Source organism: Streptomyces anandii JCM 4720, assembly GCF_014650655.1.
Lineage (GTDB): Bacteria > Actinomycetota > Actinomycetes > Streptomycetales > Streptomycetaceae > Streptomyces > Streptomyces anandii.
In genome coordinates, this window is the sequence record NZ_BMVJ01000007.1 from 287,720 (window position 1) to 302,915 (window position 15,196).

Annotated in this window: 16 protein-coding genes and 1 pseudogene; 9 read left to right on the forward strand and 8 right to left on the reverse strand. The window is 72.2% G+C overall.

The genetic code is table 11. The annotated features are described in order from the left end of the window. The 3 genes and pseudogenes from IE249_RS37420 to IE249_RS15725 form a co-directional block, all read left to right on the forward strand. Positions 1-221: pseudogene (locus IE249_RS37420) on the forward strand (two-component sensor histidine kinase); the annotation flags it as partial. 59 nt (positions 222-280) lie between these two features. After that, on the forward strand, positions 281-700 hold the full coding sequence (locus IE249_RS15720; RefSeq protein ID WP_189705434.1) for a hypothetical protein: 420 nt from the start codon (positions 281-283) through the stop codon (positions 698-700). Further along, the gene (locus tag IE249_RS15725; RefSeq protein WP_189705435.1) at positions 700-984 is read left to right on the forward strand and encodes a hypothetical protein; all 285 of its coding nucleotides are present in this window, start codon (positions 700-702) and stop codon (positions 982-984) included. The genes IE249_RS15720 and IE249_RS15725 overlap by 1 nt, the downstream gene beginning before the upstream one ends. 82 nt (positions 985-1,066) lie before the next feature. Here the strand turns inward: IE249_RS15725 and IE249_RS15730 are convergent, their stop codons facing one another. The 3 genes from IE249_RS15730 to IE249_RS15740 are packed head-to-tail and all read right to left on the reverse strand — an operon-like array spanning position 1,067 to position 3,171. Further along, a complete protein-coding gene (locus IE249_RS15730; protein ID WP_189705436.1) occupies positions 1,067-1,639 on the reverse strand; it encodes a cob(I)yrinic acid a,c-diamide adenosyltransferase in 573 nt (190 codons plus the stop codon). Positions 1,640-1,652: 13 nt separating this feature from the next. Then, positions 1,653-2,402: an ABC transporter permease gene (locus IE249_RS15735; RefSeq protein WP_189705437.1), complete on the reverse strand. Its 750-nt coding sequence runs from the start codon at positions 2,400-2,402 to the stop codon at positions 1,653-1,655. Then, positions 2,389-3,171, reverse strand: coding sequence for an ABC transporter ATP-binding protein (locus IE249_RS15740; RefSeq protein WP_189705438.1), 783 nt, complete (start codon positions 3,169-3,171; stop codon positions 2,389-2,391). The genes IE249_RS15735 and IE249_RS15740 overlap by 14 nt, the downstream gene beginning before the upstream one ends. Positions 3,172-3,251: 80 nt before the next feature. Between IE249_RS15740 and IE249_RS15745 the strand changes: the two genes are divergently transcribed. From IE249_RS15745 to IE249_RS15760, 4 genes are all read left to right on the forward strand, one after another. Continuing rightward, positions 3,252-3,893, forward strand: coding sequence for a TetR/AcrR family transcriptional regulator (locus tag IE249_RS15745; protein WP_189705439.1), 642 nt, complete (start codon positions 3,252-3,254; stop codon positions 3,891-3,893). Positions 3,894-4,146: 253 nt separating this feature from the next. Then, positions 4,147-4,995, forward strand: a complete 849-nt coding sequence (locus IE249_RS15750) for a 3-hydroxyacyl-CoA dehydrogenase family protein (protein ID WP_189705440.1) — start codon at positions 4,147-4,149, stop codon at positions 4,993-4,995. 146 nt (positions 4,996-5,141) lie between these two features. Beyond that, positions 5,142-5,465 carry an STAS domain-containing protein gene (locus IE249_RS15755; protein WP_189705441.1) on the forward strand — a complete coding sequence of 108 codons (324 nt, stop codon included), beginning with the start codon at positions 5,142-5,144 and terminating at the stop codon, positions 5,463-5,465. Positions 5,466-5,775: 310 nt separating this feature from the next. Next, entirely contained in the window at positions 5,776-8,529 is a 2,754-nt protein-coding gene (locus IE249_RS15760; protein WP_189705442.1) for a P-loop NTPase family protein, read from the forward strand. Positions 8,530-8,620: 91 nt separating this feature from the next. Here IE249_RS15760 and nucS read toward each other — a convergent pair whose 3' ends face one another. Next, positions 8,621-9,292 (reverse strand): endonuclease NucS, encoded by a 672-nt coding sequence (nucS, locus tag IE249_RS15765; RefSeq protein ID WP_189705443.1) that lies wholly within the window; start codon positions 9,290-9,292, stop codon positions 8,621-8,623. A 302-nt stretch (positions 9,293-9,594) separates the two neighbouring features. Here nucS and IE249_RS15770 point away from each other — a divergent pair, with 302 nt between their 5' ends. Next, the gene (locus tag IE249_RS15770) at positions 9,595-9,987 is read left to right on the forward strand and encodes an SCO5389 family protein (protein ID WP_189705444.1); all 393 of its coding nucleotides are present in this window, start codon (positions 9,595-9,597) and stop codon (positions 9,985-9,987) included. 80 nt (positions 9,988-10,067) lie between these two features. On the opposite strand, the gene IE249_RS15775 is transcribed toward IE249_RS15770, so the two are convergent. Further along, the gene (locus tag IE249_RS15775) at positions 10,068-11,096 is read right to left on the reverse strand and encodes an LLM class flavin-dependent oxidoreductase (protein WP_189705445.1); all 1,029 of its coding nucleotides are present in this window, start codon (positions 11,094-11,096) and stop codon (positions 10,068-10,070) included. Positions 11,097-11,330: 234 nt separating this feature from the next. Between IE249_RS15775 and IE249_RS15780 the strand changes: the two genes are divergently transcribed. After that, positions 11,331-11,663, forward strand: a complete 333-nt coding sequence (locus IE249_RS15780; protein ID WP_189705446.1) for an Rv1322 family protein — start codon at positions 11,331-11,333, stop codon at positions 11,661-11,663. Positions 11,664-11,694: 31 nt separating this feature from the next. Here the strand turns inward: IE249_RS15780 and IE249_RS15785 are convergent, their stop codons facing one another. The 3 genes from IE249_RS15785 to IE249_RS15795 all read right to left on the reverse strand — a co-directional run bounded on the left by IE249_RS15785 (position 11,695) and on the right by IE249_RS15795 (position 15,032). Next, positions 11,695-12,567 (reverse strand): ABC transporter permease, encoded by an 873-nt coding sequence (locus IE249_RS15785; protein ID WP_189705447.1) that lies wholly within the window; start codon positions 12,565-12,567, stop codon positions 11,695-11,697. After that, complete coding sequence (locus tag IE249_RS15790) at positions 12,564-13,904, reverse strand: ABC transporter ATP-binding protein (RefSeq protein ID WP_189705448.1); 1,341 nt, start codon at positions 13,902-13,904, stop codon at positions 12,564-12,566. The genes IE249_RS15785 and IE249_RS15790 overlap by 4 nt, the downstream gene beginning before the upstream one ends. 192 nt (positions 13,905-14,096) lie before the next feature. Next, positions 14,097-15,032: a coiled-coil domain-containing protein gene (locus IE249_RS15795; protein ID WP_189705449.1), complete on the reverse strand. Its 936-nt coding sequence runs from the start codon at positions 15,030-15,032 to the stop codon at positions 14,097-14,099. Positions 15,033-15,196 lie beyond the last annotated feature (164 nt).

Below are 15,196 nucleotides of genomic sequence, written 5' to 3' on the forward strand. Positions count from 1 at the left end.
CCGGGCTCGGACTCACCCTCGTCGCCCAGCAGGCCGCGCTGCACCGGGGGAGCGTCACGGTGACCGACGCGCCCGGCGGCACCGGCGCGCGCTTCGAGGTGCGGCTGCCCTCGGGCGGCGGCGCGCTGCCCGTGCGGCGGGACTGGCTGATCGGCACGGCCGGAACCGCCCGGAGGGCCGGGGCAAACCGGTCACAGAGTTTCCCCAAAGACCGTCCCTAGCCTGCGATCGCGACGGGCGGACGACGGGCCGTCCCGCGACCGGACGGAGGACGGAAGAGATGCACGCACCACGACGGACACGCACGCTGCTGACGGCACTCGCCGTGACGGCGGCCCTGGCGGGCACCACCGGGGTGGCCGCCGCCGACAGCACCCCGGCCCCCGCGGCCAGTGCCGGCGCGCAGCACTCCGGTGACGGGGCGAAGGCGCTGTGCAAGCGCGTGCCCAAGCTGGACCGGCGGATCGACCGGGCCCTGAAGCGGCTGGACGCGGGGGCCGGCACGCGGGGCTCGATCTCCCGGCTGGAGAAGCGCGTCGACAACGCCAAGAAGGCCGGCCACACCGAGATCGCCACCTATCTCCAGGACCGCCTGGACTTCCGCAAGTCGCTGCGGAACAACCTGGAGAAGCGGCAGAAGGACCTCGCCGCCGTGAAGACCTGGTGCGCGGCGAACGGCGACGGCAAGGCGGCGGGCTGATGCGGGCCCGGTGGGCGGCGGGCACGGCGGCGTCGGTGTCGCTGCTCGTGGCGCTCACCGCGGGCTGCGCCCACCACACCGGAACGCCGGCCGAGGCGGCATCGTCGTCCACCGGGACCACCGGGACCACCGGGACCGCCGGGACCGCCGGCACCGGCGCGTCCTCCGCGCCCGCGCCGGGCGCGACGCCCTCGGGCTACGCCGACATGGAGAAGAAGGTGGACGCCGCCGAGTCCGCGGCGGCGGCCGCCGACAAGGACGCGACGAGCGACGCCGACCGCTGACGTGACCCGGCCTGACCCGCCTTGCGCCCCCGGTCCGCCGGGGGCGCGCAGGCGCCGGCCCGGCCCGCCCGGGGGCGCGGGGTCAGCGTTCGCCGCCCGGGACCCACAGCACGTCCCCGGTCTCTTTGTTGGCCGTGCGGGCCAGGATGAACAGGAGGTCCGAGAGGCGGTTGAGGTAGGTCGCGGTGAGGGGGTTCATCGTCTCGCCGTGGGCCTCGAGCGCGGTCCACGTCGAGCGCTCGGCCCGGCGGACCACCGTGCACGCCTGATGGAGCAGGGCCGCGCCCGGGGTGCCGCCGGGGAGGATGAAGGAGCGCAGCTTCTCCAGTCGCTCGTTGAAGCGGTCGCAGTCCGCCTCCAGCCGGTCGACGTAGAACTGCTCCACCCTGAGCGGCGGGAACTCCGGGTTCTCCACCACCGGCGTGGCGAGGTCCGCGCCCACGTCGAACAGGTCGTTCTGCACCCGGGTGAGGACCTTGACGATCTCCTCTTCGAGACCGCCCAGCGCGATCGCCGTGCCGATCACGGCGTTCGCCTCGTTGGCGTCGGCGTAGGCCGAGATCCGCAGATCGGTCTTGGCGACCCGGCTCATGTCGCCCAGGGCCGTCGTGCCCTTGTCGCCGGTCCTGGTGTAGATGCGCGTCAGATTGACCATGCGGCCAGCGTAGTTACGCCCCGGCCGTACGGAAGACACGTGTGCCCACGATCACGGAGAGCGCCGCGAAGCCGACGGCCACGAGGACGCCGTAGAGCATGTGCGGGCTCGTGTACCGGCCGACGTACGCGTCGCGTACCGCGTCGACCAGATAGCGGAACGGCACGAAGTGCGACAGCACGTCCAGCCAGCGCGGTGCCAGGCTCATCGGCAGCATCAGGCCGGACAGCAGCATGGACGGCATCGACACCATGTTGATCAGCGGGCCGAACTCCTGCGGGGTGCGCACCCGCATGCCGAGCGCGTACGACAGCGAGGCCAGCGACAGCGTGAGCAGGGCCACGAAGGCGAAGCCGATCAGGATGCCCGTCAGTGGCGCCCGCAGGCCCATCACCAGGGCGGCGAGCACCAGCAGCACCGCCTGGAAGACGAACACCGTGGCGTCCCGCAGCACCCTGCCGAGCAGGAGGGCCAGACGGCTGACCGGGGTCACGCGCATGCGCTCGACCACCCCCTGGCCGTTCTCCATGATGACCGCGAAGCCCGCGAACAGCGCCCCGAACAGCCCGAGTTGGAGCAGCAGACCGGGGACGAGCACCTGCCAGGAGCTGCCCCGGGCGCCCAGCGGCAGCCCGGTGAGCAGCGGGCCGAAGAACAGCAGGTAGAGCAGCGGGGTGAGCACCCCGAAGAGCAGCGCGAAGCGGGAGCGCAGGGACTGGCGGGCGTAGCGGCCGTAGATCAGGGCCGTGTCATGGAGCAGCATGCTGGGCGTCCTTCGGGGTCTGTCGTGCGCTGATGGCGAGGAAGGCGTCCTGGAGCGAGGCGTCGGTCGAGCCGCCGTGGCGCAGCTTCAGGGCGCTCGGCGTGCCCTCGGCCGCGACCACGCCCCGGTCGACGACGACCAGCCGGTCGCACAGGGCGTCCGCCTCGTCCAGGTAGTGGGTGGTGAGGAACACGGTGGTGCCGTGCTCGTCGCGCAGCCGGCGGACCAGGCTCCACAGGTCCGCGCGGCTGCCGGGGTCGAGGCCGATGGTCGGCTCGTCGAGGAAGAGCACGCGGGGGCGGTGGGTGAGGGCCATGGCGATGTCGAGGCGGCGGCGCTGACCGCCGGACAGGGTGCCCGTCTTCCGGCCGAGCAGCCCGGTAAGGCCCAGGCCGTCCGCCAACTCCTCGGCGCGCTCGCTCGCCCGGGTTCTCGTCAGGCGGTACATGCGGCCCTGGGTGACCAGTTCCTCCCGCACGGTGATCTGCGCGTCGACGCCGCCGGACTGGGCCACGTACCCGCACGCCTCGCGCACGCCCACCGGGTCGGAGGCCAGGTCGTGGCCCGCGATGGCGGCCGTGCCGCCGGTCGGCGCGAGCAAGGTCGTGAGCATCCGCAGGGTGGTGGTCTTGCCGGCGCCGTTGGGGCCGAGCAGGCCGAGGATCTCGCCCTCGGCGACGGTCAGGTCGATGCCGCGCACCGCCGCCACGGGCCCGTGCTTGGTCCGGAAGGTGCGGGCCAGTCCGGCCGCGCTGATGACTGCTGCCATGGCCCCTACAAAAACAGAGTCTCCACAATTTTGCAATGACCCCAAGTTTTCAGGAAGTCCAGGGAAGCTAGGATTCGGCCATGGCAGAGGGGCTCAGGGAACGGAAGAAGCGGCGGACCAGGCAGTACATCTCGGACGTGGCCACCGGGCTGTTCGTCGAGCGCGGCTTCGACGCCGTGACGGTCGCCGAGGTCGCCGAGGCCGCCGACGTCTCCGTGAACACGGTCTACAACTACTTCCCGGCCAAGGAGGACCTCTTCCTCGACCGCTCCAGCGGTGTCGTCGACCGGCTCGCGCGCTGGGTGCGCGGCCGCGACGAGGGGGAGCCGGCGGCGCGCGCGGTGCTGCGGGAGCTGCGTGGCGAGGTCGAGGCGGTCTCGCCCCGGGTCGGGCTGTTCTCCGGGTACGCGGCCTTCATGCGCGTCGTCGAGCAGGCGCCCGCGCTGCGCTCCCGGCTGTGGGCGATCGGCCAGGAGGTGCAGGCCAACCTCGAGGCGGCGCTGCGCGAGGAGACCGGCGCGGGGGACGGCGACCCGCTGCCGCAGCTGATGGCGGGTCAGATCGGCTGGGCGCACAGCACCGTCATGGCCGTCATCGGGCGGGAGATGGCCAAGGGGCGCAATCCGCGCGAAGTGTCCCGAGAGGCGCTGGACCTGCTCGACGACATCGAGGACCTGTTGAGCGAAAAGGTGCTCAACTACGCCGTCCGAGGCGCGGCGTGACGCCTGCGGGTGTGATGTCCGTCATCTGAGACGTGACGCGCATTACTTACTGGTCACACAGCCCCGCGCGGGCGCTAGTGTCCGCTCCAGAGCCGAACGTAAGCAGTGTGTAAGCGCTCACACCGCCGTCGCCGGCGCGGCCGCACGGCAGCCGCGCACTCGTACGACCACCGCACGGCGAACCGTTCAGCAGTCGTCCGCAATCGTCATCAGTCGTCCGCAATCGTCAGCACTCGTTCAAAGGGGAGTCGGAGTGGCACGGAAGCTCGCCGTCATCGGAGCCGGTCTCATGGGGTCCGGCATCGCCCAGGTCTCCGCGCAGGCGGGCTGGGACGTCGTCCTGCGGGACGTCACCGACGAGGCACTGAGGCGTGGCACGGACGGCATCAAGGCGTCGTACGACAAGTTCGTGAGCAAGGGCAAGCTGGCGGCAAAGGACGCCGAGGCCGCCCTCGCCCGCATCACCGCCACCACCGACCTGGACGCGGCCGCCGACGCGGACGTCGTCGTCGAGGCCGTCTTCGAGAAGCTCGAGGTCAAGCACGAGATCTTCCGCACCCTCGACAAGCTGGTGCGCGAGGACGCCGTGCTCGCCTCCAACACCTCCGCCATCCCGATCACCAAGATCGCGGCCGTCACCGAGCGCCCCGAGCGGGTCGTCGGCGTCCACTTCTTCTCGCCGGTGCCGATGATGCAGCTCGTCGAGCTCGTGCGCGGCTACAAGACCAGCGACGAAGCCCTCGCCATCGCACGGGAGTTCGCCGAGTCCGTCGGCAAGACCTGCATCGTCGTCAACCGGGACGTGGCCGGCTTCGTGACGACCCGTCTCATCTCGGCGCTCGTCGTCGAGGCCACCAAGCTCTACGAGTCGGGCGTCGCCACCGCCGAGGACATCGACCTCGCCTGCAAGCTGGGCTTCGGGCACGCCATGGGCCCGCTGGCCACCGCCGACCTCACCGGCGTCGACATCCTGCTGCACGCCACCGGCAACATCTACACCGAGACCCAGGACGAGAAGTTCGCCCCGCCGGAGCTGATGCGCCGGATGGTTGACGCCGGTGACATCGGGCGCAAGAGCGGGCAGGGCTTCTACAAGCACTGAGACCGCACAGCCCCTCACCGGCATCACCCGTCAGGGTGAATTCGGTATCGGTTCGCTTACAAGCAGCAACCGGACCGCCACACAAGCAGTCAGACGTTGCACAGCCACCGTCATGGAGCACGCCACCGCAGTCACGGGGAGCGCATATGTACATCAGGGGCGACCACGCCGAGCTGGTCGTCGGGGGCCGCCTCGACGTCCGCAGCGCGGCGGACGCCCGTACGGTCCTGCACTCGGCCGTCGACGGCGGTGCCGGAGACCTCGTCCTCGACCTGTCCGGGCTCGACTCCTGGGACGCCACCGGACTCGGCGTCATCATGGGCGCACACCGGCGCGCCGGCCGCTGCGGCCGGCGGCTGGTGCTGCGCGCGGTGCCTCCGCAGATGCAGCGCCTGCTGGTGGCCACCCGGCTGCACCGCATCCTCGCCATCGAGGGCGGCATCGGGGTCGAGTCCCTGCCCCGCGTCTGACCCCTCCTCACGGGCGATGGCCCCGCCGCCGGAACCGGTCGTTCCGTACAGGTGTGAAGCGGGCGACGCGGGAGACCCGGGCGGACGTCGTCGAAACGTACGACGCGTGCAATCCTCATGAGACTGTGACGTCTCGGACTGCGCGGTACCCCGGGCTGTCGTAGATACTGTGCGAAGGTTTAGGGTTCGGTCGCCCGCTGCCATGCAACCCTCGAGCGGGCCCGGACCAGAAGCGACAGCGCGGAGTGCGGCAAGGCCGGGAGGGGCTGGCCGGTGTCAGCACACGACGCTTTTGGGGGGCTTGGAACCTATGGACCCGAACACCCGGGAACCCGAGGGCATGGGCCATGACGGCGACGGCCACGCGCCGGGCCGCCGGCCGCCCAGGGAATCCCTCTCGGCCGACTTCGGACAGCACGCACCCGCGCTCGCCCGCACGGTGCGACTCGTCGCGGGCGACTTCCTGCTCACCGTCAACCCCGTGGACGGCAGCGAGATAGAGGCCTGCCCGCCCGGGGAGCGCCCCGAGCCGCCCCGAAAGTACACCGAGGCCGAGCGCGCCGAGCACGACCGCGCCGCCCGCCCGCCCGTGCCGCCGGGCCCGGCGCCGTCCGCCGAACCGCTCCTGGAGCGCCAGGACGAACGCGAGCAACTGGTACGGCTGCTCGCGCGCGGCCGCTCGGTGCGGCTCACCGGCCCCGGCGGCTCCGGCCGCACCAGCCTCCTCGACCTCGTCGCCGAGGACTGCTCCGATCTCGCCCCCGACGGCGTGGTCCGCCTCACCGGCTTCCGCCGCACCGCGACCGACGTGCTGCACGACCTCTTCCACGCCGTCCACAGCGCGCCCCTGCACCGGCCCGACCGCGCCGAACTGCTCGAGTACGTCCGTGAGATCGGCGCCGTCGTCGTCCTCGACGACCTCGAGTTCGGCGGCAGCGCCCTCGACGAACTCCTGGAGGCCACCCCCGAGTGCGCCTTCCTCCTCGCCGCCACCCCGGACGTGCCCGCGCCGTCCGCCGAGTCCGCCGTCGAGGAGGTCGTCCTCGGCGGACTGGACCGGGCCGGGGGAGTGGAGCTCATCGAGCGCGGCGTGGGCCGGGTGCTCACCGAGGAGGAGGCCAACTGGGCCGGAGACCTCTGGTTCGAGTCCGAGGGACTGCCCCTGCGCTTCGTCCAGGCCGGCGCCCTGCTGCGCCAGCACGACCAGCTCAGGGCCGCCACCAACGCCGTGGACGAGTTCGGCGTCTTCGAGGACGCGCCTCCCTCGGACGCCGTCGTCGACGGCGGCGAGGGCGACGACGTACCCCTGCCCTCGCTCGGCGAGGCCGCCGCGCCCGCCCCGCTGCTCGCCAAGCGGCTCAGCGCCTCCGCGCGCGCCACCCTGCGGTTCGCCGTGGCGCTCGGCGGCGAGGTGCCCCACCAGGCCCACCTGCCCGCGCTGGTCGGCGACACCCACGCCGACGCCGCCCTCGGCGAGCTGGCGAGCTGCGGCCTGGTCTCCCCGGTCGGCTCCCGCTACCGGCTCGCCGCCGGCGTGCTCGCCCAGCTGGAGGCCGCCGGATACGGCGACGACGCCGAGACCCAGGCAGAGGCCGCCGCCCAGCACTACGCCTGGTGGGCGGGACACCCCTCCGTCACGCCCGAGCGGGTGTGCGCCGAGGCGGACGCCGTGCTCGCCGCGCTGGCCGTGCTGGTGCCCGCCACCACGCCGGCCGGCGAGGACGAGGAGAGCACCGCGGTACTGCTCGCCCGCACTGCCGCGCCCGCCTTCGCCGCCGGCCTGCACTGGAACGCCTGGGAGCGCGCCCTGCGCTCCGGCACCGAGGCCTCCCGGCTCGCCGGTGAGGTCACCGAACAGGCCTACTTCCACCATGAGTTGGGCATCCTCGCGCTCTGCGGGGGCCAACTGGACCGGGCCCGCGCCGAACTGGAGGCCTCCATCGGGCTGCGCGGCGCCCTCGCCGACAAGCGCGGTACCGTCGCCGGGCGCCGCGCCCTCGCCCTGGTCGCCGACCGCTCCGGTACGGCGCCGGGGCTCGTCGCGGCCTTCGGCGCCATCGCGGGGGACGAGGTGCCCGACGCCCGCACCGAGGAGTCGGCCTCGCCGCCCGGCGGCACGCCCACCGCCTTCCCGGCGCTCCAGCCGCCCGCCGACACCTCCACGCTGGTCACCTACCAGTCGTCGTCCGGCGCCGCGGGTTCGTCGGCGGCGCCGTACGCCTCCTACGCGTCCGAGGCTCCGTCCAAGCACCGGGTCGGACTCAAGGGCCTCGCCCGGCGCAACATGGTCGCGGCCGGCGCGGGCGCGCTGCTCGCCGCGGTCCTCGGCACCGTGGTGACGCTGGGCGCCACCTCTCACAACGACGCCAACAACCCCTCCGACAACGTCGGTGTCAACCCCTCCGCCAGCCAGGGCCTCGACGACGGCAGCCTCGGCGCCGACACCCCCAAGCAGAGCGAGGACGCCAAGGGCGACACCGGCACAGCCACCAGCCGCCCCACCAACCCGGGCCCGGACGGCACGTACGGCACCTCGGACGACCCGCCGCCCCCCACCAAGGCCCGGCCGTCGGAGAGCGTCAAGCCGTCCGGCAGCAAGTCGTCGGGTTCCAAGTCGCCCAAACCGTCCGGCCATTCGAGCTCACCGGGTGGGACTACCGGTGGGACTACAGGAGGAAGCACCGGGGGTTCCACGGGTGGATCCACTGGCGGATCCACCGGCGGGTCGACGGGCGGAAGCACCGGGGGAACCACGGGCGGGTCCACGGGCGGGAGCACCGGCGGCTCGACGGGCGGCTCGACCGGTGGGAGCACCGGGGGAACCACGGGCGGGTCCACGGGCGGGAGCACCGGCGGCTCGACGGGCGGCACGTCGGGTGGTGACACAGGAGGTTCCACCGGCGGCACGTCGGGCGGGACCACCAGCGGCTCCTCCGGAGGGACTGGCGGGACGACGGGCGGCTCGTCGCCGACGACCAGCATCTCCGCGAGCGCTCCTTCGCCCAGCGGATCGTCGAGCAGCGCGGCGGCTCCCACGTCCTCCGGCCCGGCGGCGATTGCCTGAGCGCCTCACATCCGGCGGCCGGGGCCGGACCCGTCCCACGAGTTCGGCCCCGGCCGTGAAGACGCCGTGCGGGAAGACCGCCGCCCGCCGGTCAGAACAGGCGGAGTTTGTCGTCCTCGATGCCGCGCAGGGCGTCGTAGTCGAGGACCTGGCAGCCGATGCCGCGGTCGGTGGCGAGGACGCGGGCCTGGGGCTTGATCTCCTGGGCCGCGAAGACGCCGCGCACCGGGGCGAGGTGCGGGTCGCGGTTCAGCAGCTCGAGATAGCGGGTGAGCTGCTCCACGCCGTCGATCTCGCCGCGCCGCTTGATCTCGACCGCGACCGTCCCGCCGTTCGCGTCCCGGCACAGGATGTCCACCGGGCCGATGGCCGTCATGTACTCGCGCCGGATCAGCGTGTAGCCCTCGCCGAGCGTCTCGATGCGGTCGGCGAGCAGCTCCTGGAGGTGCGCCTCCACACCGTCCTTGATCAGCCCAGGGTCCACGCCGAGTTCGTGCGAGGAGTCGTGGAGGATTTCCTCCATCGTGATGATGAGCTTCTCGCCCGCCTTGTTGACGACCGTCCAGACGCCCTCCTCCTCGCCCGTGCCCTCCTTGAGGGTGCACGGCGGCGACATCCAGTTCAGGGGCTTGTAGGCACGGTCGTCCGCGTGGATCGAGACGCTGCCGTCCGCCTTCACCAGGATCAGACGGGGCGCTGACGGCAGATGGGCGGTGAGCCGGCCGGCGTAGTCGACGGAGCACCGGGCAATGACGAGACGCATGGTCGGCAACGCTACTCGACGCAACGCGCCGCGCGCGATTCGCCCGGACCGGCCGCCTCCGCGGACCACCGCGCGTCCCCTCCGGAGCGCCCCTTTTTTCCCTGGATCACCCGTGTTCACTTATGGCCGATTGTGTGCCCAACCCGCCCTGCCTGTACCTGCATTCGCCTGGTGGGCCCTCGTTCTGATGCTTACGGTAGTGACCGGGAGGTCGCGCTATGTGTACGCACCGTGTTCGGTATCGCGAACCTCCCTCACCTGTCCGGCAACCCCTGCTGTTCGGGGGTGCGAGAGGAGAACCCATGTCGCTCGACGTCTCACCGGCCCTACTCCAACAGGCCGAGCGAGGCGAGGTCGACGAGACAGACTTCGTCGACTGCGTCCGGACCTCCCTGCCCTACGCATGGGAGATGATCAGCTCCCTGGTGGCCCAGCTGAAGGTGGACGGCGGCAGCTTCGCCGACAACCAGACGCCCCCGCCGGACGAGCAGGCACGCGGTCAGCTGCTGCGTGCGCTCGCGAGTGACGCCATACGCGGTGCGCTGCAGCGGCACTTCGGTGTGCGCCTGGCCTTCCAGAACTGCCACCGCGTGGCGGTGTTCCCGCTGGACGCCTCGGCCGACGAGTCGCTGACCCGCTTCACCTCGGTGCGCAGCCAGCTGCTCAACCAGTCCCCGGAGCTCAGGGACTGCTGAGGCGGTGTTTCGCCCGCTTGCCGCTCCGCCCGCGGGAGGTGTTCAGTGCTGGGGCGGCAAGCCATTTCGTGACGCGACTCTCAGCCCAGATGGGGCAGGACCTCGGCGCCCAGCCGCCGTACGTTCTCCTCCGTCGCCGCGAGGTCGCCCGAGCCCTCGACTAGCAGGGCGAAGCGGGTGATCCCGGTCCGCTCGGAGGTCGCCGCGAGCCGGTCGGCGCACAGCCTCGGCGTGCCCACCGGGTGCAGCCCGCACAGCAGCTCGGTGTACGCCAGCGGATCGCGCATCGAACGGGCCCGGCCGTCCACCGTGACATGGGCGTCCAGCCCCTGTTTCAGCCAGCCCGGCATCGACTTGACCAGCGTCTCCACCGCGTCCGTGCGCCGGTCGGCGATCTGGCAGACGCCCGCCGAGACATGGGCGGCGCCCCGGATCTCCTCGGGCGAGCGTCCCGCGGCCCGTGCGCAGCGCCGCCACAGGGCGACCATCTCGGCCTTCTCCTCGTCCCCGACGTGCATGCCCAGCAGCATGGGCAGCCCGTGCTCGGCGGCCAGCCGGACGCTGGCGGGGGAGGTGCACGCGACGACGACCTCCGGACCGGTGGCGTCCGTCAGCGCCTCGCAGGGGCGGGGCACCACGGGGACCTCACGGAAGGTGAATCGTTCCCCCGAGGCGGAGACCGCCGGCTCGCGCAGCCAGCGCACCAGCAGATCGAGTGATTCCGGGAACCCCTTCTCGTACGCCTCGAGGCCGGTTCCGAAGACCTCGAGGTCCACCCACGGCCCGCCGCGCCCCACGCCCAGGCAGAAGCGGCCCCCGCTGGTCACGTGCAGCAGCGCCGCCTGCTCGCCGAGCGCCACCGGGTGGACGGTGGGCAGCACGCTGACCGCGGTGCCCACCCGCAGCCGCCGGGTGCGGCCGAGCAGCAGCGCGGCCAGGGTGATCGCCGACGGGCACGTGCCGTACGGTACGAAATGGTGCTCGGCGAGCCAGACCGCGTCCAGGCCGGCCTCCTCGGCCACCTCCGCCGTACGGACCGCCCGGTGCAGAGCCTCCCCTTGGCCCTGCCCCGGGAACTGGGCCGCCAGCACGAAACTTCCAACGCGCATTGCCTTTTCCTGCTTCCTTGGCTCCGACACGGAGCTCCCCCACCCGGCATAACCGGCCGACACGTGCCGAGGACACGGCCTGGCGAAGAGATTTCCGGATTGTCTGCGGAATGCCTCGTGGCGCAGGGGGACTTGTGGGGGTTGGTCGGTAATCGGTTCCTTGCGCCTACCCCGCCCCGCGCCGCGTACGCTGGACGCGGTCCCTGCTCCCCGAACAGCTCCGTGAGGTGTCCCGTGTCCCCGCGTCGCAACCGCCCCAAGGATTCCGGCTCGCCCGGCCGGAGCGCCGAGGACGACCCCGCGGGCCGCTACGGCGGCCTGCAGTCGTCGGAGAGCTGGCGGGGCGAGGACTGGAGCGTGCGCCATGTGGCGGGTGCGAGCGCCGAGGGCAAGACCTACCGCTGCCCGGGCTGCGACCAGATGATCCCCTCCGGCGTCCCGCACGTGGTGGCCTGGCCCGAGCACGCGGGCGTGGACGACCGCAGGCACTGGCACAAGGCCTGCTGGAACGCGAAGGACCGCCGCACCACGCGGGTGCAGCGGTCCCGTAACGCGCCGAGGTTCTAGCCGGGCGGGGCCCAGGCCCTGTCGTCGCGGCTCACACGTCCCGCTTCTGCAGCAGCGCCCAGGCGCCGGCGAAGGCGACGGCCGTCGTGCCCTGGATGATCCACAGCGGGTCCCAGCCCGAAGGGCCGGAAGTGGTCAGGGAGTTGGAGTAGAACACGCTCAGCTGGTTCGGGATGGAGTACTCGAACAGGGCCTGGCGCACCTTCTCCAGCGACCGCGCGAACATGAACAGCGCGATCACCAGCGGGGCGAGCACGACACCGATCATGATGGTGATGGCGCCCGCTGAGTGCCGCAGCACCGAGCCGATGACGAGCGAGAGCAGTCCGAGCAGCGCCATGTAGAGGCTGACGCCGACCGTCGCCTTGAACCACTCCGCGCCGGTGGGCTGACGCGCGTTCGTGCCGTCCAGCATCGCGGTCTGCGCCAGGGCGACCAGGGCCGTGGACACCAGGGACACCGTGAAGGCGACGAGGAAGAAGACGATCGACTTCGCCGCGAGCACCCTTCCCCGGCTCGGGCACGCGGTCATCGTGGTGCGGATCATGCCGGTGCCGTACTCCGAGGCGGTGGTCAGCACGCCGAGCGTGATGACGCAGATGCTGCCGAGCAGCAGCCCGAAGAAGCCCAGTGCGAGCGGGTTCTCGTCGCCGGTCAGCTCCGAGGAGGAGTTGACGACCACGGCTCCGGTCAGCAGCCCGATCCCGACCACGAGCAGGACGAACACCCCGAGCGTCCACATCGTGGAGCGCACCGACTTGATCTTCGTCCACTCCGAGGCGAGGGCGTGCCCGAGGTGCGTGCGCACGACCGGGATCGGCGAGGTGTACGTCGGGAACGCGGAACCGGGCGCCGCCTCCCAGGTCGGCGCTGCCTGCGGCATGGGGGGCTGGGGCGTGCTCATCGGGCGTCCTCGGGCTTGGTGGAGTCGGCGGCGGAGGCGGGCGCGGGGGGCGCGGCGGGCGCGGCCGGGGCCGCGGCCCGAGGAGCGGCGGGTGCCGCCGGGGGTGCGGCGGGCGCGCCCTGGGGAGCTGCCTGGGCGTACGGGTTCTGGCCGGGGCCGCCCGCGGCGGGAGCGCCGTAGGCGTTCGGGGCGCCCGCGCCTGGCGCCCCTGCGCCGGGGCCGCCCGCGGCCGGAGCGCCGTAGGGGCCCGCGGCCTGCTGGCCGGGCGCGCCCTGCGGCGGTCCCTGCGGGGGTGCGAACGGCTGGCCGCCCTGCTGCGGCGGCGGAGGCGCGTACCAGCCGGGCTGGCCCTGGCCCGGCACCGGCACCGGCGGCTGCGCGCCGGGCGGCAGGGGCTGCATCAGCCCGGCCTTCTGGTCGATGGTGGAGCGGTAGTCCACGGCGCCCTGCGTCATCCGCATGTACGCCTCCTCCAGCGAGGCCTGGTGCGGGGACAGCTCCCACAGCCGTACGTCCGCCTCGTGCGCGAGGTCGCTGATGCGGGGCAGCGGCAGGCCGGTCACCCGCAGCGCGCCGTCCTGCTCGGGCAGCACGTGCCCGCCGGCCTCGGTCAGCGCGGCGGTCAGCTTCTCGCGCAACTGGGGCTCGGTGTCCGGGGTGCGGACCCGGGCGAAGTCGGCCGAGTTCGCGGAGATGAAGTCCTTGACGCTCATGTCGGCGAGCAGTTGCCCGCGCCCGATGACGATCAGGTGATCAGCGGTCAGTGCCATCTCGCTCATCAAGTGACTGGAGACGAACACGGTCCGGCCCTCGGCAGCCAGCGCCTTCATCAGATTGCGCACCCAGAGGATGCCCTCGGGGTCAAGACCGTTCACCGGCTCGTCGAACAGCAGCACCTGCGGGTCGCCCAGCAGCGCGGCGGCGATGCCGAGCCGCTGGCCCATGCCGAGCGAGAAGCCCTTGGAGCGCTTCTTCGCCACGCCCTGCAGACCGACGACTCCCAGTACCTCGTCGACCCGGCGGGCGGGGATGCCGGAGAGCTGGGCCAGGCAGAGCAGATGGTTGCGGGCGGAGCGGCCGCCGTGCACGGCCTTGGCGTCGAGCAGCGCGCCGACCTGACGGGGGGCGTTCGGCAGCCTGCGGTACGGATGGCCGCCGATCGTCACCGTGCCCGCGGTGGGGTTGTCCAGGCCGAGGACCATCCGCATGGTCGTCGACTTGCCCGAGCCGTTCGGCCCGAGGAAGCCGGTGACGGCTCCGGGCCGCACCTGGAAGGAGAGGTTGTACACGGCGGTCTTGTCGCCATAGCGCTTGGTCAGGCCGACTGCCTCGATCATGCTCCGCACCCATCGAAAGGTTCACGTCAGGGCACACGCCCCCGTAAGGGTTAGGAGGATAACCGGGCGCTGACGGTTCCACCCAAAAGAAAGTAAAAGACGGAAGCCCCCGTCACGCGGGTGACAGGGGCTTCACGCGAAGCCGGAACCGCTCGGCGGACCGTGCGGCGGCGCGTGCCGTGCGTCCGGTGACTACCGGGTCTGCTGGGCCGGGACCCCGCGGGAGACCGGCTCGTCCTCGGCCGGCGTGCCCGCGGCGGCCACCGCGGCACCGGTGAGGGTCGCCAGCATCTCGCGCACATTGGTGAGCTGGGCGTTGATCGAGTCGCGGCGGTTGGTCAGGGCCGCCAGCTCGCGCTCGGACTCCGAACGGATGCGGTCCGCCTTGGCGTTGGCGTCCGCCACGATGTCCTCGGCCTGGCGCTGGGCGGTCTCCACCGTCTGGCGGGCGCGGCGCTCGGCGTCGGTGCGCAGCTTCTCGGCCTCCAGACGCAGCTGCTCTGCGCGGTGCTCGATCTCCGCGAGCCGCTTCTCGGCCTTGGCCTGACGGGACGCGAGGTCGCGCTCGGACTGCTCGCGGCGCTTGGCGAGGTTGGTCTCGAAGTCGGCTGCGGCCTGGGCGGCCTTGGCGCGGGTCTCCTCGAAGAGGGCGTCGGCCTCCTCCCGCTTGGACTGGGCGTCCTTCTGCGCCTCGGAGCGCAGCTGGGCCGCCTCGCCCTTGGCCTTCTCGACGATCCGGACGCCCTCGTCCTCGGCCTTGGCCTTGCGCTCCGCGGCGAACGACTCCGCGTCGTTGCGCACCTGCTGGGCCGCCGACTCGGCGAGCTCGCGGTGCTGCTCGGCCGCGCGCCGGGCCTCCTCACGCAGATCCTTCGCCTCTTCCTCGGCGAGACGCAGGATCTTCTCGACGCGCGCGCCGAGACCCGCGTACGACGGCTCGGCGTCGGTTACCTGGGCCTGGGCGTTCTGCGTCTCGAGGTGGAGCTCCTCGATGCGCTTCTCCAGGGCGGTGATGCGGGAAAGAGCGCTGTCACGGTCGGAGACGAGCTTGGAGATACGTTCGTCCACCTGAGCGCGGTCGTACCCACGCCGCACAAGCTCGAAGCCGTAGGGGGAAGTGTCGCTCATGGGGTTCCTGTCGAATGAGACCGGTGAGGTGATAGGTGGAATCCTAGGGGCCGAAGCGGTGTGTCATCGAGCGGATACGTGTTTGATCTGGAGAATGACACCTCTTTTGAGTGGCTGACCATCGGAGAGCTTGCCAAAGAGCCGGGCAAAGCCCTCCGAAAGAC